Genomic DNA, 21,406 nt, shown 5'->3' on the forward strand with positions numbered 1-21,406 from the left:
GGCTTCGGGTGTGAGCGACCCCGGAGCACCCTCGAGCCGGACGGCCGTCGTTGCCGCCGCGATCGACCTGTTCGCCCAGCACGGGTACGACCAGACGTCGGTGGACCAGATCGCCCAGGCCGCCGGAGTCTCTCGCTCGACGTTCTTTCGACAGTTCGGCGGCAAAGAAGACGTGGTCTTCGCCGATCACGAGGTGCTGCTCGACCAGACGCGCCGGTATCTGTCGCGGGTGCACGCCGATCCGTGGGTGGCCGTGTGCGACGCCTCGATGCGGGTCTTCCGTCACTTCTGCGCCGATCCCGAGCTCGCGCGGCGACGCTATGCAGTCGTGCGCGAGATCCCGGTGCTGCGCGATCGCGAGATCATCACGGTCGTCCGGTACGAGCGTCTCTTCGACGACTACCTGCGCGAGGCCCTTCCTGGCCTCGACCCCCTGGATGCCGTCGGCTTCGCCGCGCTCGTGACGGCGGTACACAATCACGTGCTGCGCCGGTTGATGCGCGGCGCCCGGGTTCCGGCATCCGTTCTGCGTCATGCCCTCGACGATGTGCTGCGCCGCTACGGGGTGCACCCCGACGGCGACGACCCGGCCGACGACGACGTGGTCATCGCGGCGTTCCCGCGGCGGATGCCCGCCGCCGAGATGTCGCGACGACTCCGGGCCTCTCTGGGCGACTGACCGCTCTGGTCTCTGACCTCGACCGACCGCCGCCGCCGCGACGCCTCAGACGACCGGCTTGGCGAGATCCTCGATCACCTGTGCGCCCGGGAGGGATGCCAGCACCCCGCCCGGCAGGAACAGCTTCGCGCCGCGGATCCCGGCGCCCACGACCACGCGCGGCAGCGCCGCCACGCGCGCATCGATCAGCAGGTGCCAGTCCGACGGGATGCCGAGGGGCGTGATGCCGCCGTACTCCATACCGGTCTGCGACACCGCGTCGTCCATCGGCGCGAACGTGGCCTTGCGCGCCTCGAGCAGGCGCCGGACGGTGCCGTTCACGTCGAGGCGGGTGGTCGCGAGGGCCAGACACGCGGCCGTGCGCGTGACGTCGCCACGCGTGCCCTGCACGACGATGCAGTTCGCCGAGATGTCGAGCCCCTGTCCGTAGGCCTCGCAGAATGCCGCCGTGTCGGCGAGGGCCGGATCGACGGCGGCCACCTCGATGCGCGTGGCGAGTACCGGGTCGAGTGTCGCGATCGCCGCGGCGACGGGCGCGGCCACCAGGTGCGGGTTTTCGGCGGCGGGGAGGAAGGTCAGCGTGCTCACGCCGAGACCCTATCGGGCGCGGCCCCTTCCCCGCCGCCCACGCGAAACACGCCAGTGACACTCAGTCCCAATATCTACGATACTGGGAACCATGACCATCGATGCCGATGCCCACACCCTCCCCGGAGAACGCGTCACCCACTACGACCTGCTCGGTCGCCGCGACACCGACTACTACGCGGTGTTCGCCGACGTCCCCGACGCGGATCGAGCCGCCTGGGATCGGGCCAAGGCCTTCGCCGACGAGGTCGGCACGCGCATGCAGGGCGAATGGGATGCCGCGACGTACCCCGTCGAACTGCTGCGACGCATGGGAGAACTCGAACTCTTCACCGATGGCATCGACCACCCCGACCTGCCCGTCTCGTCGCCGCTGGCGGCCGGCCTGGTCAACATGGAGGTGTCGCGCCACGACGGCTCGCTCGCCACCGTCCTCGCCGTGCAGGGCGGGCTCGCCCTGCGCACGCTCGCGCTCTTCGGCTCCCCCGAGCAACAGCAGCGGTGGCTGGGTCCCCTCGCCGCGGGCACGGTGCTCGGTGCCTTCGCCCTGACCGAGCCCGACCACGGCTCGGACTCGGTCTCGCTCGAGACCACGGCGACCCGCACCACCGACGGCTGGTCGCTGAGCGGCACGAAGAAGTGGATCGGCAACGGCGCCTCCGGCGGCATCACCTTTCGTCTGGGCGCGGGTCGAGAACGAGGGCGGCGACGACCACGGCAACGTGCGCTGCTTCCTCGTCGAGCAGGACACCCCGGGCTACACGGGCACCGTCATCACGGGCAAGATCTCGCTGCGTGGCATCCATCAGGCCCACGTCGCGATCAACGACGTGCGTCTCGCCGCGGATTCCGTGCTCCCCGGCGCGCACACCTTCAAAGACGCGTCGCGTGTGCTGTTCGCCACTCGCTCCGGCGTGGCATGGTCGGCGTTGGGCCACGCGACCGCCTGCTACGAGATCGCGCGGACATATGCCACTCAGCGCATGCAGTTCGGAAAGCCCCTCGCGACGTTCCAGATGGTGCAGGAACGCCTCGCGCAGATGCTCGACGAGCTCACCGCGATGCAGCTGTACTGCCGCCGCCTGGCCGACCTCGAGACCTCCGGAGGCCTGCGGCCGACCCAGGCCTCGCTCGCGAAGTACCACAACACCCGCGCCGCCCGTCGAGTGGCGTCGATCGCGCGCGACCTGCTCGGAGGCAACGGCATCCTGCTCGAAAACGGCGTCATGCAGCACCTGGCCGACATCGAGGCGATACACACGTACGAGGGCACCGAGAGCGTGCAAGCGCTCCTGATCGGCCGCGACATCACGGGCATCAGCGCGTTCGTCTGATCCGGGATGCCCGACCCCGGACCCCCTCGGATGCCGGTACCTCGGCGTTCCGACCGGGCCGCCGTTCGTCGAGGACGCACGCGATCGTCAGGACGCAGGACGTACGCGGATGACGACGATGGCGTACGTCCTCGTCGATCACGTGCGGTTTCGCCAGGTGGCCGGCGCGGCCGCGAACACTCCGCCTAATCGGCGACCCCGACCCGCGCAACCCGCGCCGCCATGTCGGAGACCCCCGCTACCGTGTCAGCATGGGCCTGTTCTCTCGTCACCCCGCGCCGCGTGAGGCCGTCACATCCGTCGCTCAGGCGGTGCAGACGCCACCCAAGAGCCTGTGGTCCGACGGGTTCGGGCGGCTCGCCATCCGGGCCGTGCAGATCATCATCGTCGTGGTGCTCGTCGCGGGCCTCATCTGGGGCATCCGGCAGCTCACGCTCGTGATCATCCCGCTGATCCTCGCGCTCATCTTCGCCTCGGCGTTCGGGCCGGTCACCATGTGGATGCGCCGCAAGGGCGTGCCCGCGGTGCTCGCGACGATCCTCACGCTGCTCGCGGTCGTCGTGGTGCTCGGGGCTCTCGGCTGGCTCGTCGCGAACGCCGTCATCGACCAGTGGGACTACCTCAGCTCGCAGGCCGTCCAGGGCTTCGAGCAGGCGCAGGATTGGTACCACACCCTTCCGTTCGCCATCTCGCCCGACCAGGTGAACCAGGCGATCCAGGGCATCCAGAGCTTCGTGACGAGCTCCGAGTTCGGCACGGGAGCCCTGGCCGGGGTCAGCGCGATCGCCTCCTTCGTCACGGGCTTCGTGCTGATGGTCGTGATCCTCTTCTTCTTCCTCAAAGACGGCCCGCGCATGTGGGAGTTCGTCCTGCGGCCGTTCCACGGCAAGGACTACGACCGGGCCCGCCGCATCGGCGACAAGACCGTGACCGTGCTCGGCTCCTACGTGCGCGGCACCGCGTCCGTCGCCGCGGTCGACGCGATCGGCATCGGCATCGGCCTGGCGATCCTGCAGGTGCCCCTCGCCCTGCCGCTCGCCGTGCTCGTTTTCCTGCTCGCGTTCATCCCGATCGTCGGGGCCGTGACCGCCGGCATCCTCGCCGCGCTCGTCGCCCTCGTCACGAACGGCCCGATCGTCGCGCTCATCGTCGTCGGCATCGTGGTGCTGGTGAACCAGCTCGAGGGCAACTTCCTGCAGCCGGTCCTGATGGGCCGCTCCATGAAGCTGCACTCGTTCGTCGTGCTCGTGGTGCTGGCCGGCGGTACCGCCATCGGCGGCATCCTCGGCACGCTCCTCGCCGTCCCGCTCACCGCCGTCGCCTGGGGCATCATCACGGTGTGGAACGGGCCCGACAAGCCCGCGGAATGGGCGCGCCCCAAGAAGCGCCGCAATCCGGTGCCGCTCGCGGGCACCGAGAGCGCGGACTGAGACCCATGCCGTACGACATCCCGGCGCCGATGCTGGCGAAGTCGGTGCCCGAGGTGCCCGAGCACGGCAAAGTCGCGGGCGGCTTCCGCTACGAGCCCAAGTGGGACGGGTTCCGCGCCCTGGTCTCGTGGGACGGCACCGACGTCGAGATCGGCAGCCGCGGCGCCAAGCCGTTGACCCGGTACTTTCCCGAACTCGTCGCCGCGTTCGCCGGGATCCTGCCAGAGCCGTGCCTCATCGACGGTGAGGTGGTCGTCGCCCGCGGCGAGCCCGGGGCGCAGCGACTCGACTGGGAGGCCCTGTCGCAGCGCATCCACCCCGCGGCATCCCGCGTGAACCTGCTCGCCGAAGAGACCCCGGCGATGTTCATCGCCTTCGACCTGCTCGCGCGCGGCGACCGCGACCTGCAGGGCGAGCCGTTCTCCGAGCGCCGCGCGCAGCTCGAGGACCTCCTCGGGCATGTCCCCCACCCGGTGCATGTGACCCGCACGACCGACGACCCCGACCTCGCCCGCCGATGGCTCGCGGAGTTCGAGGGTGCCGGGCTCGACGGTGTCGTGGCCAAGCCGCTGGCTCAGCCGTACGCCCCGAACAAGCGCACGATGTTCAAGATCAAGCACGCACGTACCGCCGACGTGGTCGCGCTCGGCTATCGCATCCACAAGTCCGGCCAGGGCCTCGGTTCCCTCCTCGTCGGTCTCTACGACGACGAGGGCCGCCTGCACAATGTCGGCGGCGTCTCGGCATGGACCGACAAGAAGCGGCTCGAATTGATCGACGAGCTCGCACCCCTGGTGGAGCGGGATGCCTCGGGCGGGGCGGTCGTCGGAGAGACCGACCGCTCGCGCTTCTCGGCATCCAAAGACGTGTCTTTCGTGCGTCTTCGCCCCGAGCGGGTTCTCGAGGTGCGCTACGACCAGCTCGAGGGCACGCGGTTCCGTCACACGGTGCAGTTCGACCGGTGGCGCCCCGACCGCGACGCGCGCTCGTGCACGTTCGCGCAGCTCGAGACGGTGTCGTCGTACGACTTGGGCGACGTGCTGGACTGAGTCGTGCACGACCGCGCCGATCTGCGCGGCGTCCTTCGAAGTGCGCGGGTCGTCTTGCCGCGGCGCGTGCTCGTCTTGCCCCGGGATTGGGCGCTTCCACGGAGACAGGGGATGCTTCGAGAACAGGCCGATCGCGGCGGAATCGGCATGTTTTCGAAGCATCCCCTGTCCTCGCCGCCTCCTCGGTCCTCGCGGCCCGGCATCCGCGACCTCCCCGCCCACGCGACGCCCCCGCCCACGCGACACCCCCGCCCACGCGACACCCCCGCCCACGCGGCACCCCCGCCCACGCGGCACCCCCGCCCACGCGACACCCCCGCCCACGCGGCGCGAGCGTCGCCCCGAACACTTCGCGTCACTGGGCAGACACGACTCGTACCGCCCCGCCGGAACCAGCGCGGGAGCGAGTCGGGTCGAGCCGCTCGACTGAGCGTTCTCGGCGCGCCCCGACGCCCGGGAGCGCGCCACCCCGTCGGAGTGGCGCGCTTCCGGGCGCTCAGGCCCGTCGACGTCGGCTGACCACTGCCATCGCACCGGCGGCGAGCAGCCCAAGTCCGAGAACGCCCGCCCCCAGAACGGTCGGCGTCGCGTCCACTCCGGTGGCGGCGAGCAGTCGCACGGCGGGCTCGCCCGCCGGGATGGGCGGGAGCTCCTGAGCGACGCGCGTGAGCAGGGCCTCCGCGTCGACGAGGCCGGCGCCGACCGAGTCCGTCTCCGGGATCGTCAGGTACGGAGACGCGAAGGGCGCGGCCGTCTGCGTGAGCAAGCTCTCGACGTCGTCGGGCGTCAGGTCGGGGTCGAGCTGCAGGGCGAGCGCCACGACGGCGCCGGCGATGGGCGTCGCGGACGACGTTCCGTAGAACCGCCAGACGCCCGGGGCCGTCTCGGGTGCTTTGCCGCCGAACGAGGTTGCCGTCTGTCGCGACCCGTCGACCGAGAGAACGGTCGGTTTGGCGATCACCTCGGGCTCCGCGAGCCGCTCGGCCGTTCCCGTCGCATCGTCCTCCGGCCCGAGGAAGTAACGAACGGGACCCAGCGAGCTGTATGTGTCGATGCGGACGTCGTCGGTCACACCGGTCGCGGCGACCGTGATCGCGGCCGGAGCGCCGTTATGCCCCAGGATGGAGCGTCCGACGTCGTCGGGTCCCTGCGAGCGCCAATACTCCGCGGACACCGCCCACTGCGGACCATCCGCCAATGCTATCCAGCCCACCGCGGGGGTGATGTCGGCCCCCGGGGTACCGTCGAGATACCGCACAATCGTGACGTTCATGTCGAGTTCGTCGGCCGTCAGGTCGGTCGGATTCATGAGACCGGTGACATCGATGGTCAGATCGGAATAACGTACGGGGTAGCCCTCGACCAGTGTCGCGACCACCTGTGTGCCCTGACCTGCGAAGGTGACGAACATCTCGAATCGCGCCGCCGCCGTCCCCGTTTCTCCCGGCCCACCGAATGCTTCCGCCCACTGGAAGGTGACGGGCAGGTGTGCCTGTGTCTCGCTCGTGGCAACTTCTCCGGGCAACGTTGTGATGGTCGACACGACATCGGCCGCGTCGCCGGGATCGAAATCGAGGCAGTCGAAGGCCACGGCATCCTTCATCTGCGCGGCGTCCGTGATGGCGTCCTTCACTGACTTCTGATCGGGATCCGTCACGTCCAGGTCACAGGGCACCGGACGATAAGCGGCAGTACTCCAGGCGCCGATTGGGGTGGCGTCCTGCCCCGGACGCGGACGCTGCGCGAGGGCCGTGCTGTTTCCCGCGGCGGTGAGATACGTGATTCCCGCTGCGCGGGCGGCCGCGATCTGCTGGCTCACGGTCGAGTCCTGGAAGAGGGGCTCGACCGGATCGATGACATCATCGACGATGACATCCACCCCCGCCTGCTGGAGCTTGTTGATCGCGTTGCCGACCTCCATCATGGCCGGCCCGGCGCTCGCCCAGAACAACTCCGCTCCCGGGGCCACGCCGTGCACCATCTGCGCCATCGCCCGCCCTTCATCGTCGTCGCTCGGGCTCGGCGGCGGGTCGTCGACCACGATCGTGACGGGTGTGGTGTACCCGCACGGGTTGCCGGGGCCCGGCAGCAGGCCGTCGTCGATGTTCTGCTGGACGGTGTCGTTCGCGGGCGAGGACAGTGCCGAGAACGTGTTCGAGATGATCCCGACCTTCACCCCCGACCCGTCCACACCGAACTCGGCGCGGGCGACGTCGGAGTGCAGGATCGGATCGGCGTCGACCGGAACGGTACGGCAACTCGTCGGCGCCGCCGACGCCGCCGACGGCACTCCGGCCCAGACCATCACCCCCACCACGGCCATCGTCGCCAGCATGGTCACGGGCACCCTCGTGCGCACGGCTTCCTCCCCCGGAGTCGCGTCTGATGACCTCCGCCTGCCGATAGCGGCTCCTATCGGGGCAGAGGAGTTCCGCTCAGCATGTCAGAACATGACACGCGCGTGGGACATGCGCAGGCGGTCAGCACGACAGGCGCGGATAGCCGCGAGCCTCACCCGGTGTTCCCCCGCGCCGCCCGACGCAGCAGGGCGACGGCCACCGCGAGAGCAGCGACACCGATTGCCGCCAGGAGCACCACCGGCGATGACCCCGTCGTGGCGAGCGCTCGCCCATCGATCCCGCCGTGCCCGGCGTCACCGTCGCCGTCGCCCGTCTCGGGCACGTCGGTACCGGCCGATGGCGTGGGGGTCGGATCGGGCGTCCCGGCGGGAACGGTGACGCACAGCTGGATCCTGCCCGAGGCACGTCCCGTCGCGACGGGCGGTTCCATCGTCAGACCGTCACACGACGACCCCGTATCGGAGGTCGTCTCGTCGATCGTGACGCTCTGCCGCTCCGGTTCCGCGGTCGACTGCGCCAGGGCGGGCGTCACCGCGACGATCGTCAGAGCGACCGAGGCCGCAATTGTCGGCAGCACCAGCGCCCTCATCGAGCACTCACCTCGACGCGCGGCCCGCTCTCCGCGGTGACCGCCTGTTCGTCGGAATCCGTGTCGGGAGCTCCCTGGGGATCCGACTCGACACGCGGGCGCCCACGTCGTCGCAACACGACGCCCGCGACGATCGCCCCTGCTGCGAGCACCAGCAGGGCGAGCCCCGACCACGACACCGCGGTGGCGGCGAACCTCGCCTCCGCCGCCGTCGGAGCGATGATCGCATCGTCGCCGAGCACGGCCGGACGCACCTCGACCGTGCCCGAGAGCGCGAGAATCGGCCACGCCGAAGACTCCACCACCACGGTGGTCGTGTCGCCGGGAAGCAGTTCGACCGGTTCGACGCCCGACGAGGCCGCATCGATGCCGGCACCGGCGACGGCGGAGGTCGCGCCCAGGCGGACATTGCCGGTGTTGCTCACCCGCGTCTCGACACGGACGACGCCCGGGGCGAACGGGATCCACGACGGCCGGAACGAGGCGTTCGTCTCGTCCACCTCGAGGGCGGCGACGAGGTCTCCCGCGACCTGTAGGTGCAGGCGCACCCCGATGCGGTTCGTCACCGTGACGCCGCCGTCGCCCCGGCTCACGCCCACGACGATGCCGGCGGGATGGTCTCCGGGAACCGCGTCGGCGGGCACGTCGATGCGCACGGGCAGCACGCGCGTCTCACCCGGTCCGAGGGTCAGAACTCCGGCATCCAGGCCGCTGATCGAGACCCACGCCCCGGCATCGCGGGGCTCGCCGGACGCGATGTCGAAGGCGCCGTCGTCGCCGAGTACCCCGTCACCGGGCGCGACGAGATACGAGGTCGACTCGGCGCCGAGGTTGGTGACCGCGATCGCGTCGGCGATGTTGCCGCCGGGATCGACGGTGTGGCGCAGGGAGATACGACCGTCGGGTCCGTCGGCGTTCGCGGGGGCGACCGACCATTGCGGGCTGCTCGGTGATGTCGATGCGGCCCCGACGACCAAGGGCGGGACGGTCGCGGAAGGTGCGGCGACCGCGGGCGCGGCGGCTCCGGCGCAGAGAATCACGGTGAGAGCCGCGGCAGCGAGCGCGGAAAGAGTGCGGGGGTACACGGCGAAGTCCTTCGAAGCGGGAGGGATGCCGGTGCGCCCCGCCACGCGAGCGGCGGGGCGCACCGGGGTGACGGTCAGTCCTTGGCGAACAGCGTGAGGGTGATCTCGCTGCCGTAACGGCCGCTCTCGGCGTCGGCCGGCACCGTGAGGGCGAGGTCGGCGCTCACCTTCGTCTGGCCCACGCGCTCCACGCGGTCGGCGTCTGCGAGAGTCGACGGACGCTCGAGCGTCGCCGTTGCCCCCGCGACGGCTCCCGACTGCGAGCTCACCACGCGCGGCGTCCACGCGAGGTTCTCGGCGCCGAAAGAGCGGTTGCCCGCGACGAACGCCGAAGCCGAGCCCGCGAGAGTCCACCCGCGCCCCTGTGCCTGCGCCTCGTTACGGGTGTCTTCGACCGTGATCTCGGGCAGGACCGCCGATCCTCCGTCGAAGACGACGGGGCCCTCGAGGGCGGGCAGTGCCAGGCTCAGGCGTCCGGCCGAAGCGGGAAGCGGCACGGAGGCCTCCACGCCCACGGCGCCGTCGGCGGCGCGGCCGTGGCCGATGAGGTCGAAGAGCGTCTTGCCGATGTCGGTGTTGTCGAGGTACGCGCCACGGACGAAGTCCCACTTCGTCGCACGCGCCTGCAGCACCTCGGAGCCCGCGCCCTTGGCGTACAGCGGAACGAGGGCGTTGGTGTGCCCACCCGAGTGCCACGACACGTTCGGCAGCTGGCCGGCGGTTCCGGTGAGGGCCGTCCACCCCGCGCTCGCGCCCGCACCGGGGCCGGCGAGGTAGCCGGTCTCGTGGTCGGCGGTGACGACGACGAGCGTCTCGTCCCAGTTGGAGTGCGTCTCGACCCACTCGGTCACGGCTTCGACGGAGTCGTTGAACGCGAGCTGCTCCTCCACGATGCGCGTGGTCTGGTTGGCGTGACCGGCCCAGTCGACCGCACCGCCCTCGACCATGAGGAAGAAGCCGTCGTCGTCCTTCTCGAGCACGTTCAGCGCGGCCCGTGCCGAGGTCGCGAGCGAGGGCACGTCGGCGTTGGCCGGGTCTGTGCCGGGCGCGACCGTCTTGTTGGCCACGCCGGGACGGCTGTACTGGAAGGTCTCGGCGACGCGCGCGAGCCCGAAGAGCTTGTCGGGCACGTTCTCCCCCGCGGCCACGCGCTCGAAGTCGGCCTTGCTCTCGACGTACGAGAAGGGCGTCTTCCCCTGCGTCACGCGCTCGAAGTCGGCCTGCGAGATCCACGAGCCGGCACCGAAGTGCGAGGCGCGGGTGGTGTTGGCATCCGTGTAGTTCGGGTGTCCACCGCCGATGAGCACGTCGACGCCGGAGTCGATCATCTCGGCCGCGAGGCCGTGGTAGTCGTTGCGGCTGGCATTGTGCGCGATGAAGCCCGCGGGAGTCGCGTGGTTGAACGGCACCGAGGTGACGAGGCCGACCTTCTTGCCGGCATCCAAAGCCTGCTCCCCGACCGTGAGGAGCTTCCCGCCCTGGGGGTCGAAGCCGAGTGTGCCGTTGGTGGTCTTCACACCGGTACCCAGCGCGGTTCCGGCGGCGGCCGAGTCGGTGGCGCCCGAGGCGACCCACGTGAACGCGCCCCATGCCTCTTCCGGAGAGTACGACGCGCGACCGCTGGCCGAGTAGTGCGACTGGCCCACCTGCACGGGGAACGAGTCGTACACCTGGCTCGCCGTGCCGGGAACCTTCGTGGCGACACCGGAGTTCGGCGCGACCGCGACCTGCTGGTAGCTCGCGCCGGTCTCGTACAGGCGGGCGGCGTCGAACTGGTTGTAGCCACCGCCGTCCGAGATCAAGACGATGACGTTGCGGGGCGCGGGGGTCTCCTGCTCCTCCGCCGACGCGGCGACGGCAGGGGTGACGCCGAGGGCGAGGCCCGCGACGGTGCTCGTGACGATCAGACGACGGGAACGCCCGGTCGTGCGCTTATCCATGTGTGTGCTCTTCCGTTTCGTATGGATCCACGTGCCGCCGAGGCGGCGGACGCGATCCACGGTGACGGAACACCCTCACGTGAGAACGACTCTCCGGTCGCCCGCGGATGAACATTCGCTCGTCGCGTTCACGGTTGCGTGAACAGTGGGCGCAATCCTGGCATCCGGATGCCGGAGATGGCACCATTCACCCCCGCCGCTCGGCGGGGTTCATATCCGCTAGTGCGCGGGGTTCTTCGCGCGCGAGGGTTGCACGCGCGGAGGCTCCCCGGGCATCTTGGGAAACTCGGGAGGGAACGGCAGTTCGCCGAGACCGCTGTCGAGGTCACGCTGCCACCACTCCAGCAGCGTGTCGATACGTCCGGGCTGCGCGGCGAAGTCTGCCCACGGGTCGCCTCGGGATGCCAAGCGCTCAGGGATCGAACGCACCGTGAACGCGAGCGGATCGAGGCCGTCGAGCTCGTCCCACCACACCGGCGTCGACACCGTCGCGGTCGGGAGAGCCCGCGGCGAGTACGCACCGGCCATCGTGCGGTCGCGGTTGGCCTGGTTGAAGTCGACGAAGATGCGCTCGCCCCGCTCCTCTTTCCACCAGTTGGTGGTCACGGCATCCGGCATCCGTCTCTCCAGCTCGCGGGCGGCGGCGATCACCGCGTGACGCACGTCGAGGAACTCGTGCGCCGGCTCGATCGGGCAGAACACATGAAGGCCCCGGTTACCGCTCGTTTTGATCCAGGGTTCGAGCCCCGCCTCGCGCAGCACCGCGCGCAGCTCGTGCGCTGCCGCGACAGCTTCGACGATCCCCGTGCCCGGTTGTGGATCGAGGTCGATGCGCAGCTCGACCGGGTGATCGGGGTCGGTCGCGAGCGAGGCCCAGGGGTGGAACACGACGGTGTTCATCTGCGCCGCCCACACCGCCGAGGCGATCTCGCCGAGGAACAGCTGCGGATGCCGACGCCCACTGTTGTAGGTCACGGTCACGGCCTCGACGAACGCGGGGGCGCCCTTCGGCGGGTTCTTCGAGAAGAACGCCTCGCCGCCGACCCCCTCGGGGAACCGCTCGAGCGACACCGGCCGATGCCCATTCGCCGCGATGAACGGATCGGCGACCGCGATCAGATACTCGGCCAGCTCGCGCTTGGTGATGCCCACCTCGGGCCACAGCACGCGGTCGGGGTTCGAGATGCCCACCTCGCGATCGCCGTCGGGGCCCGGCACGGTCAGCGTGATGCGGGGGGATGCCATGCCCCGACGCTACTGCGCGCACGGGCCGCGCGTCTGCCCGTTGCGCGGGCCCGCGGGACGGTGTCGCGGCGGGCGGGGCGGGCGGGGGCTCGAGCCGGGGCTCGGGCGAGGGCTCGGGCGAGGGCTCGGGCGTTTCGGGGCGCACGACGTCGCCCCGGAGCGCTCTCGTGGCGCACGACGTGGCCCCGCAGCGGTGTCGGGGCGGCGAACGTGGCCGCGGGGCGCGCCACGTGACCCCGGGGCCATCCCGCGGCGCAGGCGAATCGCGCGCGAGCGCGGGCCCGCACGAGTATCCGCTCGCGCGCGCGTGTCCACCCTGCGCCACAGCATCCGGCACCCGCCTACGCTCGGGACATGACCTCCGTCGCAGCCCGCACCGCTCTCGACATCGTCGACTGGCGTCGCCGCGTCTTCGCCCTGTACGACGCCGTGCGCGAAGCCGACGATCCCGAAGAGGCGCACGAGCTGTGGCGCATCGAGCGCGACGCCCTGTTCGCCGCCCACCCCGCCACTCCCCTGCTCCCCGAACAGCGCGAGGCGTTCGTCGGGCTGCCGATCGCCCCCTACGACGCCGCGTGGCGTTTCGAAGTGCCGCTGCTGGACGCCGACGAGGCGTCGTTCGTGGCGACGACCGGCACCGACGGCGAGGTCGGCTTCGACCGTGTCGGCCGGGTCGAGCTGCCCGACACCGGTTCACTCGACGTCTGGCGGCTGACCTCCTATGGTGGTGGCCTGTTCGTTCCCGTGCGCGATGCCGCCGCCGGGAGCCCCGGGGGAACGTACGGCGGTGGCCGCTATCTGCTCGACACTGTCAAGGGGGCGGATCTCGGGCGCGGCGCCACCCCCGACACGCTCGTGATCGACTTCAACTTCGCCTACAACCCCTCGTGCGCGTACGACCCCATGTGGGCGTGCCCGCTGGCTCCGAACGGAAACGTGCTGCCCGTCACGGTCCCGGTCGGCGAACTGTACGGGGCCTGACGCCCGCGCGCTCCGGGGTCAGGACGTCGGCGCGGCCTCGTCGTTCGCGAGGGCGATGACCGGAGCCAGCTCTTCGCGCGTCAGTCGAATCCACGGCCCGGCCGGGTCGACGAGCAGGCCGGTGAGCCCGGCATCGCCGGCGAGGGCCTTCGCCAGCTGCAGCGGCTTGATCGGCAGGGGCTGATCGCCGCGGCCGAGCGCCAACAGCTCGAGCGGGTGCGTGAACACCTCGAGATAGCGTTCCCCGGCGGCCGACCGCGACTCGGCGACTCCGACGGGCCCGCCCTCGGCGGTCTGGTTGACCGCGATCCACAGCGGCACCTCGGCCACGATTGCGTCGACGATGGTGGATGCCGTGGAGTCGTCGCGCGTCTCGCACAGCGCCGTCTTGACGCGCAGTTCAGGGTCTGCTTCGGCGACCATCCGTTCGAGCAGGGCCTTCGGCAGCACCGCGCGGTTGTCGCCCGAAGCGGGGTCGAGCACGATCCCGGCGTAAGGACCGGCGAGCACGTGACGCAGCAACGCCATGACGGGCTGCCCCATCGCCGAGGTGTCGTGGTCGCCGTCGGCTTCGACGCTGGCGCGCAGCGCCATGCCACCGCTGTAGGCGAGCACGAGCTGCTCGTCACCACGATTGGCCACGGCGAGCGGCAGGTCTTTGCCCTCCGCGAGCAAGGCCCGGGCGTCGCCCTTCACGCGCAAGAAGACGTGTCCCTGCAGCAATTGACGCGCGACGTTCAGCAGCTGCGCGGGTTCTGCTTGGCCGGTGATCTCCGCGAGAGCCTTGCCGAGCAGCGCGTTGTCGCGCAGCCCCGGCACCGTTTCGGGTGCGGTCGGGGCTTCCATCGGTCCGGGCTGGCGAGCAGACGGTCGCGCCGCGACCGGGGGCGCCGAGGGGGCTTCGGGCGCGGCACCGACACCGCGGAACGACGACATCGAGATACCAACCGTGGGGGTCGCCTCGGTGGCACCCGCAGTGGCGGCACCGCCCGCGGTCGCGCCGCCCGCGGTGTCCCCGTCTGCGGTGTCCCCGTCTGCGGTGGCGCCGGAAGGGACGTCGCTCGGGTCGGCGTCGCTGGGGCCGGCGGGGTCGACGGGCTGCTCACCCGGTTCGATCGTGGAGTCGGGCCGGTCAGCCGATGCGTCGTCGGAATCGGACTTCTTGCGGCGTGAGAAGAGAGCCATTGCTCAAGCCTATCCGCGCCGGTGCCCGGCGAGGTGGGAGCGGGGTCGGGCTTGCCCCAGGCGTTCGCGACACGCTCCGGCGTTCGCGACACGCTCCGGCGTTTGGGGCACGCTCCGGCGTTTGGGGCGCGCTCCGGCGCTTGGGGCACGCTCCGGCGTTCGCGACACGCTCCGGCGCTTGGGGCACGCTCCGGCGTTCGCGACACGCTCCGGCGTTTGGGGCACGCTCCGGCGTTTGGGGCGCGGTATGCCGCGCCCCAAACGCGCAAACCCGCCCCGAAACGGAGCGGCAGCGGGGCAGCACGCCCCGAAACGGCGCGACCGCGAAACAATACGCCCCGAAACGGCGCGACCGCGAGACCACACACCCCGAAACGGCGCGGCCGCGCAGGACAACACGCCCCACGGCGCAGAGGCAGGAGCCGGCGCTACAGCTTGGCGATCGGCGCGATCTTGACCAGCAGCTTCTTCGGGCCCCACCGTGTCGAACCGCACGTGCGCGACACGTTTCGCACCCTCGCCCGTGACGGCGTCCACGCGGCCTTCGCCGAAGTCGTCGTGCCGGATGCGATCGCCCGCGGCCAGGACCATGTCGCCGTTGTCGCGCACCTTCGCCGGGATGCGGTTGGGGAACTTGCTCGGGTCGGCCGGCGCGCGCTTGGGCAGCGGCACGAGGTCGTCGCCGTAGCGGTTGCCGCCACCGGTCTGCCCGGGGCGCCGGCCACGCGCGTTGAGCGCGCGGGACTGCGAGCCGCCCCGACCGTTGACGTCACCCGGCGATTGGCGCCAGTCGATGAGATCGGCGGGAATCTCCTGCAGGAAGCGACTGGGCATGGCCACGGTCACCTCGCCGAATTGCGCGCGGGTCATCGCGAGCGAGACGTGCAGGCGCTTGCGCGCGCGTGTGATGCCGACGTAGAAGAGTCGCCGTTCCTCTTGCGGACCGCCCGGCTCGTTCGCCGAGATACGATGCGGCAGCAGATCTTCCTCGACCCCGGTGAGGAACACGGCGTCGTATTCGAGGCCCTTCGCGGTGTGCAGGGTCATGAGCGACACCGAGCCCGACGCATCGTCGAGGTCGTCGGCATCCGCCACGAGTGTCACCTCGGTGAGGAAGTCGATGACCGTGCCCTCGGGGTTGTTACGGGCGAACTCGCGGGTGACCGCGATGAGCTCGTCGAGGTTCTCGAGGCGCGCCTCGTCTTGCGGGTCTTTGCTGGCGCGCAGGGCGTCGAAGTAGCCGCTCTTGTTGAGCAGCAGCGTGAGCCCCTCGGTGACCGAGCTCGAGGGGGCGAGCTCTCCGGATGCCGGGAGCATGACCGCTGTAGCTTCGGTCAGCACCGCGTCGAGCTGATCGATGGCCTTCTGCAGCTTCGGTCCGACGCCGATCTGCGCGGAGTTGGCCAGGGCGTCACGGAAGGTGATGCCGTGCTCGGCGGCGTAACGGGCGATCGCCGTCTCGGTGACGTCGCCGATGCCACGGCGCGGACGATTGAGGATGCGGCGCACCGCCATGCCGTCGGCGGGGTTGGCGACGGCGACGAGGTACGCGAGGGCGTCCTTGATCTCGGCGCGCTCGTAGAACTTCGTGCCGCCCATGATCTTGTAGGGCACGGCCGAGCGGATGAAGATCTCTTCCAGCGCACGCGACTGCGAATTGGTGCGGTAGAACACCGCGATGCCGGAGTAGTCGACGCCCTTCTTGTGCAGCGCCTCGATTTCGTCGGCGACGAACTGGGCCTCGTCGTGCTGCGAGTAGCCGGTGAAGCCGATGATCGGGTCCCCCGCTCCGACGTCGGTCCACAGCTTCTTGTCCTTGCGGTCGAAGTTGTTCGCGATGACCGCGTTCGCCGCCGAGAGGATGTTCTGCGTGGAGCGGTAGTTCTGCTCGAGCAGCACGACCTTCGCACCCGGGTAGTCGCGCTCGAACTCGCTGATGTTGCGGATGTCGGCACCGCGAAACGCGTAGATCGACTGGTCCGAGTCGCCGACGACGGTGAGGGATGCCGCTTGCTCGCCGCTGGGCTCGGCTTCGAAGATCATCATGCCGCCGGAGGAGAACGGCTCGGCGTCGGAGCCGACGGGCCGCGTCAGCTCGTGGATGAGCGCGTACTGGGCGTGGTTGGTGTCCTGGTACTCGTCGACGAGGATGTGTCGGAAGCGCTTGCGGTAGACGTCGGCCACCTGCGGGAACGCGCGGAACAGGTAAACGGTCTGCGCGATGAGGTCGTCGAAGTCGAAGGCGTTCGCGCGCTGCAGTTCACGCTGGTACGATGAGAAGATCTCGACGAAGACGCGCTCGGCGGGGTCGCTCATGTTGGCCGACCGGGCGTAGGACTCGGCATCGGCGAGCTCGTTCTTGAGCTTCGAGATGCGGCTCTGCGTGCCCGCGGGGGTGAGGCCGAAGGAGTCGCCCTCGTGCTCCTTGACCAGACGCTTGATCAGCGCCCGCGAGTCGCCGGAGTCGTAAATGGTGAACGCCTTGGTGAATCCGAACTGCTCGGCCTCTCGGCGCAGGATGCGCACGCACGCGGAGTGGAACGTGGAGATCCACATGCCGTCGGCCTTCTGCCCGATGAGCTGGTGGACGCGCTCGCGCATCTCGCCCGCGGCCTTGTTGGTGAAGGTGATGGCCAGGATCTGGCTCGGGTACGCCTCTCGCGTGCGCAGCAGCGAGGCGATGCGTCGCGTCAGCACGCTGGTCTTTCCCGACCCCGCGCCCGCCACGATGAGCAGCGCCGGGCCGCGATAGGTCACGGCCTCGCGCTGGGGACCGTTCAATCCGGCGAGGAGGTCGGCGTCGGGGCGGGCATCCGACGGCGCGGGACCGCCGACGATGATGGGCGTGGAGGCGTCGGTCATGGCGGGTCAAGTCTAGGCGGGGCCTCCGACATCGGCCCCGCCCACCCCTGCCCGGAGACGTGGAACCCTAGGCCCGCGCTTCGCCCGCCGCCCCCGACGACAGCAGCGACTGGGCACGCGAGAGGTGCTCGGCATCCACGGTCACGTCCCACCGCTCGGCCTCGAAGCCCTGCACCGACGAGAAGTCACGGCGTCCGCCGGTCATCGCGTGGCCGGCGAACCCGAACACCGCGCCCCAGACCGCGCCGAGCACGAGGCCCCACAGCAGCAGCCCGAGGAAACCGCCCGGGGCCAGCAGCCCCACGAGCACCCCGATCATGAGACCGAACCAGGCGCCGGAGGCGGCGCCGAGACCGGCGGCGCGGCCGCGGGTCATCCGTCCGGTGACCTGCTCCACGATGCGTACGTCGTGGCCCACGATGGCCGTGTGCTCCACGGGGAAGCCCGCGTCGGACAGGCGGTCGACCGCCGCCTGCGCTCCGGTGTAGTCGCTGAAGCTCGACAGCGTGCGGCGTTCGGGGGTGGCGCGGGTGATGTCGGTCATGGTCGTTCCTTCCCTGGACGGCCTCACGCTAGCCCCCGGTCCGTCGTCCGCGTGGGTGGTTGCGCGGGCGCGGTGGCGGGGGTAGCGGCCTGTCAAACACGGGGTGTTCCGCACCGTCACCGGGGATGATGGACGCATGCGCCTGATCCTGAACGTCCTGTGGCTCGTCCTGTCGGGCTTCTGGCTCTTCCTGGGCTACCTCGCCGCGGGAATCGTCCTGTGCATCCTCATCGTGACGATCCCCTGGGGCATCGCGTCGTTCCGCATCGGCCTGTACGCCCTGTGGCCCTTCGGCCGGGAGATCGTGGCGAAGCCGACCGCGGGCGTCGGATCGTTCCTCGGCAACGTCGTCTGGGTCATCCTCGCGGGGTGGTGGCTGGCCCTGGAGCACATCGTCACCGGCATCCTGCTGTGCGTGACGATCATCGGCATCCCTCTCGGCATCGCCAACTTCAAGCTCGTGCCGGTCTCGCTCATGCCGTTGGGCAAGGAGGTCGTCGACATCCGTCGCGGCGGACCGTTCGACCGCGGTCTGCGGGCCTGACGCTCAGCGCACCAGCGTTCTCCGCGGCAGCGCGAGGGCGATGCCGACGATCATGACGATCGCTCCGGCGACGACGCCGGCCATCACGATCTCGCCGGGGATGACGCCCTCTCGAGCGCCGGTGAGACGGGCGAGATCCCATGGCAGCACGCCGACCTGCTCGTTCCACGACCGGAGGGCGTCGGCGGCTCCCATCACGGCGATCGTCGCCGACGGCAGGGCGTAGGCGACCCCCATGCCGGCCAACGCGATCCCCGTCGCACGCCGCCGCCCGAGCTGCGGACGCAGCGACCACCCGGCGACGACGAACACCCAGGCGACCAGCGCGAATGCGACGGCGAGGTAGAGCACGCGCACGAACGGCGCCGCCCACAGGTCGGGCCAGATCCCCTCGGGTCCCGAGGCGGCGATCACGGCGAGCGCGACGACGCACCGCAGCACGAGCGCTCCCCCGACGGCGGCGATGATCGGCCACGGCGAGCGCCGACCGAGCAACAGCCGCACGATCAGGGCGAAGAACAGCCACCCGACGATGGCCAGCGCGGCGCCCCAGAGGCCGTCGCGCGGCGTCTGCAGGACGCGGGTGGCCACGAGGATGCCGCCCGGCACGACGATCATGAGCCAGCGGTCCAGCGGCAGCAGACCGAGGCTGGACTCGCTGGCCCGCCAGGGCCGCGTCGAGGCGATCCACGTCGCTCGCGCGGCGGCGGCACCGGGACGGCGCACGAGGCTGGTACGTGCGGCGATCGCGCCTATGAGGATCCACACGACGCCGAGCACCAGCAGCAGACGGGCGAGCAGCTCCGTCGTGGCATCGACCTCGCGCGGCGTCCGGGCGAACGGATCCACCAGCACGCCGAGGACGGCTCCGAACACCAGGAGTCCGCCGGCGACGACCAGGGCCAGGATGCCTCGCCCCGCCGTCGTCGCCATGCATCCACGTTACACAGCGATGGCTGAGCGTTCGCCGCGCCGAGAGGCCCCCGGCCGCCCGCTCACCGCCCCTCCCTTCCTGCCGTACGTGCCCGGGCGAACCGCCGCCATGGTCGACCTGTGCCGTCGCGCGGAGTTTCGGCCGACTCGCCGGCTTCGCGGCATCCCCGCACGGCGTGTCGGCGACGAACTCCGCGCGACGGTTCGCGCCCTGCTCCGCGGCGGTACCGCATGGATTGTGTAACAATCTGTCCATGCTCCCCGCCCTCGCGATCCTCGCCGCGGCTCTGTGCTTCTCGACGACCGGGACCGCGCAGGCGCTCGCCGGCGTCGACGCCTCGCCCCTCGCGGTCGGAGCGGCGCGCATCGTCATCGGCGGCGGCATCCTGGGTCTGCTCGCGCTGGTGCGGCGTCGCCCGACGCCCGCGCCCACGGGCTCGCGACTGTCGACCGCCGCGCTGATCGCGATCGGCGCCGTCGGCGTCCTCGCCTACCAACCGCTGTTCTTCCTCGGCACGCGCGAGAACGGCGTCGCGATCGGCACCGTCGTCGCCCTCGGCTCCGCCCCGATCGCGACGGGGATCGTGGATGCCGTGCGCTCGCGCCGCCTCCCCTCCCCCCGCTGGATGCTCGCCACCGCGATCGCCCTCGCCGGCGTCGTCCTCGTCTCGGGGGTGACCGGCGGTGCGGTCGCTCTCGCGCCGGCCGGCCTGCTCGCCTCCGCCGGAGCCGGGATGTCGTACGCCCTCTATACCGTGTGCGGGAAGGCGCTGATCGAGAGGGGGTGGGACTCCACGCGCGTCATGGGCACGGTGTTCGGCGTGGCGGCCGTCGTGAGCCTGCCCGTGCTGCTCGTCGCCGGCGCCTCCTGGCTCGGAACCCCGAACGGTCTGGCGCTGGCGCTGTGGCTCGGACTCGTGACGACCACGGTGGCCTACCTGCTCTTCGGGTGGGGTCTTGCGCGCCTGTCCGCGGTGACGGTGTCGACCCTGACCCTCGCCGAGCCCCTCGCCGCGACCCTGCTCGGGCTCCTCGTGCTGCGCGAGCAGCTCACGCCGGTGAGTGCGCTCGGACTCGCGCTCATCGCGGTGGGCCTCGCCGTCGTGTCCGCCCCCTCGCGTCGACGTCAGGAGGTTCCGGATGCCACGGCCCCCGCGTGACAGCATCCCCGGGGTCGCGAAGGGCGACGCCGCATCCGACGTCGCCCCCACGCGAACGAACGCGGCGGGTGGCGCCTCCCCCGCCGCCCCCGGCGCGGACGGGCGGCACTCCGCCCTCGCCGCACCGGGCCCGCGCGCGGCCGACCTCGTCGCGGACGCGGTGCGCGCCGGTATCCTCTCCGGCGAGCTCGCACCGGGTACACCGCTGCGCGAGGAGGAGCTGAGTGCGACGCACGGCGTCTCGCGCCACACAGCTCGCACCGCGCTGACGCGCCTGGCCGCGGAACGCCTCGTCACCGCCGAGCCCTACCGCGGCGTGCGCGTGTCCCTGCTCGACGACGACGCGCTCATCGCCCTGCAGCAGCTGCGATGCGCGCTCGAGACCGAAGCGGTCCGGATCGCGCGGGATCGCGGCATCCATCCCGCCGACGTCGACGATGCCCTCGAAGCCCTCGCCGCCGCCGAGGCATCCGAAGAGTGGCCCGCCACCCTCGCGGCGCACGCGCGAGTGCACCTCGCGCTCGTCGATGCCGCGGGAAGCCCCCGCATCGCGCAGGAGTACCGGCGCCTCGACTCGGAGATGCACCTGCTGCTGACGCACGTGCGCCCGGCCTACGCGCCCGGAGCGCTGACGGCGGAGCACCGCGCTTACGTCGCCGAGGCGTGGGCGGATCCGGAGCGCGCGGTGCGCGCACATCTCGAGCACTCCACGCGGGCGATCATCGACGGGCGATACCGCGACTGACCAGCCCTACGCGCGGCGACCATGCATCTTCGACCACCTTCTCGCCCTGATCCCCGCTGAACCTTCAACCTGGGCGCACGGGTGACCTTCTTCCGAGGAGCGAGTGAAACGTCGACATGTACGCGCACGGCGACCGGCGCGACGGTAGGATTG

General features: G+C 70.9%; 18 protein-coding genes and 1 pseudogene. 9 read left to right on the plus strand and 10 right to left on the minus strand.

Features of this window, described 5'->3' with window-relative positions; all coding sequences use genetic code 11:
- Positions 1–10 precede the first annotated feature (10 nt).
- On the plus strand, positions 11–679 hold the full coding sequence (locus QE412_RS08555; protein ID WP_307482300.1) for a TetR/AcrR family transcriptional regulator: 669 nt from the start codon (positions 11–13) through the stop codon (positions 677–679).
- Between the two features lie 45 nt (positions 680–724).
- On the opposite strand, the gene QE412_RS08560 is transcribed toward QE412_RS08555, so the two are convergent.
- Positions 725–1,267, minus strand: coding sequence for a YbaK/EbsC family protein (locus tag QE412_RS08560; protein WP_307482302.1), 543 nt, complete (start codon positions 1,265–1,267; stop codon positions 725–727).
- Positions 1,268–1,526: 259 nt separating this feature from the next.
- Here QE412_RS08560 and QE412_RS17705 point away from each other — a divergent pair.
- The 4 genes and pseudogenes from QE412_RS17705 to QE412_RS08575 all read left to right on the plus strand — a co-directional run.
- A pseudogene (locus QE412_RS17705) lies at positions 1,527–1,970 on the plus strand (acyl-CoA dehydrogenase family protein); the annotation flags it as partial.
- Positions 1,971–1,989: 19 nt separating this feature from the next.
- Entirely contained in the window at positions 1,990–2,601 is a 612-nt protein-coding gene (locus tag QE412_RS17710) for an acyl-CoA dehydrogenase family protein (RefSeq protein WP_373426539.1), read from the plus strand.
- Between the two features lie 251 nt (positions 2,602–2,852).
- On the plus strand, positions 2,853–4,031 hold the full coding sequence (locus QE412_RS08570; protein WP_307482305.1) for an AI-2E family transporter: 1,179 nt from the start codon (positions 2,853–2,855) through the stop codon (positions 4,029–4,031).
- A gap of 5 nt (positions 4,032–4,036) precedes the next feature.
- A complete protein-coding gene (locus QE412_RS08575; protein ID WP_307482307.1) occupies positions 4,037–5,080 on the plus strand; it encodes an ATP-dependent DNA ligase in 1,044 nt (347 codons plus the stop codon).
- Positions 5,081–5,576: 496 nt separating this feature from the next.
- Here QE412_RS08575 and QE412_RS08580 read toward each other — a convergent pair whose 3' ends face one another.
- The 5 genes from QE412_RS08580 to ligD all read right to left on the minus strand — a co-directional run bounded on the left by QE412_RS08580 (position 5,577) and on the right by ligD (position 12,299).
- Positions 5,577–7,439: a S8 family serine peptidase gene (locus tag QE412_RS08580; protein ID WP_307482309.1), complete on the minus strand. Its 1,863-nt coding sequence runs from the start codon at positions 7,437–7,439 to the stop codon at positions 5,577–5,579.
- A gap of 152 nt (positions 7,440–7,591) precedes the next feature.
- The gene (locus QE412_RS08585; protein ID WP_307482311.1) at positions 7,592–8,029 is read right to left on the minus strand and encodes a hypothetical protein; all 438 of its coding nucleotides are present in this window, start codon (positions 8,027–8,029) and stop codon (positions 7,592–7,594) included.
- Positions 8,026–9,177 carry a hypothetical protein gene (locus QE412_RS08590; protein ID WP_307482314.1) on the minus strand — a complete coding sequence of 384 codons (1,152 nt, stop codon included), beginning with the start codon at positions 9,175–9,177 and terminating at the stop codon, positions 8,026–8,028. Before QE412_RS08590 ends, QE412_RS08585 begins: the two co-directional genes overlap by 4 nt.
- Positions 9,178–9,188: 11 nt before the next feature.
- Entirely contained in the window at positions 9,189–11,054 is a 1,866-nt protein-coding gene (locus tag QE412_RS08595; RefSeq protein ID WP_307482316.1) for an alkaline phosphatase, read from the minus strand.
- Between the two features lie 219 nt (positions 11,055–11,273).
- Positions 11,274–12,299, minus strand: coding sequence for a non-homologous end-joining DNA ligase (gene ligD, locus QE412_RS08600; RefSeq protein ID WP_307482319.1), 1,026 nt, complete (start codon positions 12,297–12,299; stop codon positions 11,274–11,276).
- A 354-nt stretch (positions 12,300–12,653) separates the two neighbouring features.
- Here ligD and QE412_RS08605 point away from each other — a divergent pair, with 354 nt between their 5' ends.
- Entirely contained in the window at positions 12,654–13,280 is a 627-nt protein-coding gene (locus tag QE412_RS08605) for a DUF1684 domain-containing protein (protein ID WP_307482322.1), read from the plus strand.
- An 18-nt stretch (positions 13,281–13,298) separates the two neighbouring features.
- Here the strand turns inward: QE412_RS08605 and QE412_RS08610 are convergent, their stop codons facing one another.
- From QE412_RS08610 to QE412_RS08620, 3 genes are all read right to left on the minus strand, one after another.
- Entirely contained in the window at positions 13,299–14,465 is a 1,167-nt protein-coding gene (locus QE412_RS08610; protein WP_307482325.1) for an SseB family protein, read from the minus strand.
- 9 nt (positions 14,466–14,474) lie between these two features.
- Positions 14,475–17,327: an ATP-dependent helicase gene (locus tag QE412_RS08615; protein WP_373426540.1), complete on the minus strand. Its 2,853-nt coding sequence runs from the start codon at positions 17,325–17,327 to the stop codon at positions 14,475–14,477.
- Between the two features lie 67 nt (positions 17,328–17,394).
- Positions 17,395–17,871, minus strand: coding sequence for a general stress protein (locus tag QE412_RS08620; protein WP_307482328.1), 477 nt, complete (start codon positions 17,869–17,871; stop codon positions 17,395–17,397).
- 136 nt (positions 17,872–18,007) lie between these two features.
- Here QE412_RS08620 and QE412_RS08625 point away from each other — a divergent pair, with 136 nt between their 5' ends.
- The gene (locus QE412_RS08625) at positions 18,008–18,415 is read left to right on the plus strand and encodes a YccF domain-containing protein (RefSeq protein ID WP_307482331.1); all 408 of its coding nucleotides are present in this window, start codon (positions 18,008–18,010) and stop codon (positions 18,413–18,415) included.
- A 3-nt stretch (positions 18,416–18,418) separates the two neighbouring features.
- Here the strand turns inward: QE412_RS08625 and QE412_RS08630 are convergent, their stop codons facing one another.
- On the minus strand, positions 18,419–19,348 hold the full coding sequence (locus tag QE412_RS08630) for a hypothetical protein (protein ID WP_307482334.1): 930 nt from the start codon (positions 19,346–19,348) through the stop codon (positions 18,419–18,421).
- A gap of 254 nt (positions 19,349–19,602) precedes the next feature.
- Here QE412_RS08630 and QE412_RS08635 point away from each other — a divergent pair, with 254 nt between their 5' ends.
- Positions 19,603–20,508 carry a DMT family transporter gene (locus QE412_RS08635; RefSeq protein ID WP_307482337.1) on the plus strand — a complete coding sequence of 302 codons (906 nt, stop codon included), beginning with the start codon at positions 19,603–19,605 and terminating at the stop codon, positions 20,506–20,508.
- Positions 20,489–21,253, plus strand: coding sequence for a GntR family transcriptional regulator (locus QE412_RS08640; protein ID WP_307482340.1), 765 nt, complete (start codon positions 20,489–20,491; stop codon positions 21,251–21,253). Before QE412_RS08635 ends, QE412_RS08640 begins: the two co-directional genes overlap by 20 nt.
- The last annotated feature ends 153 nt before the right edge of the window (positions 21,254–21,406 follow it).

Origin of the sequence: Microbacterium trichothecenolyticum, assembly GCF_030818955.1 — a bacterium.
Lineage (GTDB): Bacteria > Actinomycetota > Actinomycetes > Actinomycetales > Microbacteriaceae > Microbacterium > Microbacterium trichothecenolyticum_B.

Coding starts and splice junctions, on each gene's coding strand:
- QE412_RS08635 (WP_307482337.1), top strand. CDS start 19,603: ATGCTCCCCGCCCTCGCGATCCTCGCCGCGGCTCTGTGCTTCTCGACG.
- QE412_RS08615 (WP_373426540.1), bottom strand. CDS start 17,327: ATGACCGACGCCTCCACGCCCATCATCGTCGGCGGTCCCGCGCCGTCG.
- ligD (WP_307482319.1), bottom strand. CDS start 12,299: ATGGCATCCCCCCGCATCACGCTGACCGTGCCGGGCCCCGACGGCGAT.
- QE412_RS08570 (WP_307482305.1), top strand. CDS start 2,853: ATGGGCCTGTTCTCTCGTCACCCCGCGCCGCGTGAGGCCGTCACATCC.
- QE412_RS08605 (WP_307482322.1), top strand. CDS start 12,654: ATGACCTCCGTCGCAGCCCGCACCGCTCTCGACATCGTCGACTGGCGT.
- QE412_RS08620 (WP_307482328.1), bottom strand. CDS start 17,871: ATGACCGACATCACCCGCGCCACCCCCGAACGCCGCACGCTGTCGAGC.
- QE412_RS08610 (WP_307482325.1), bottom strand. CDS start 14,465: ATGGCTCTCTTCTCACGCCGCAAGAAGTCCGATTCCGACGACGCATCG.
- QE412_RS08640 (WP_307482340.1), top strand. CDS start 20,489: ATGCCACGGCCCCCGCGTGACAGCATCCCCGGGGTCGCGAAGGGCGAC.
- QE412_RS08595 (WP_307482316.1), bottom strand. CDS start 11,054: ATGGATAAGCGCACGACCGGGCGTTCCCGTCGTCTGATCGTCACGAGC.
- QE412_RS08625 (WP_307482331.1), top strand. CDS start 18,008: ATGCGCCTGATCCTGAACGTCCTGTGGCTCGTCCTGTCGGGCTTCTGG.
- QE412_RS08575 (WP_307482307.1), top strand. CDS start 4,037: ATGCCGTACGACATCCCGGCGCCGATGCTGGCGAAGTCGGTGCCCGAG.
- QE412_RS08630 (WP_307482334.1), bottom strand. CDS start 19,348: ATGGCGACGACGGCGGGGCGAGGCATCCTGGCCCTGGTCGTCGCCGGC.
- QE412_RS08585 (WP_307482311.1), bottom strand. CDS start 8,029: ATGAGGGCGCTGGTGCTGCCGACAATTGCGGCCTCGGTCGCTCTGACG.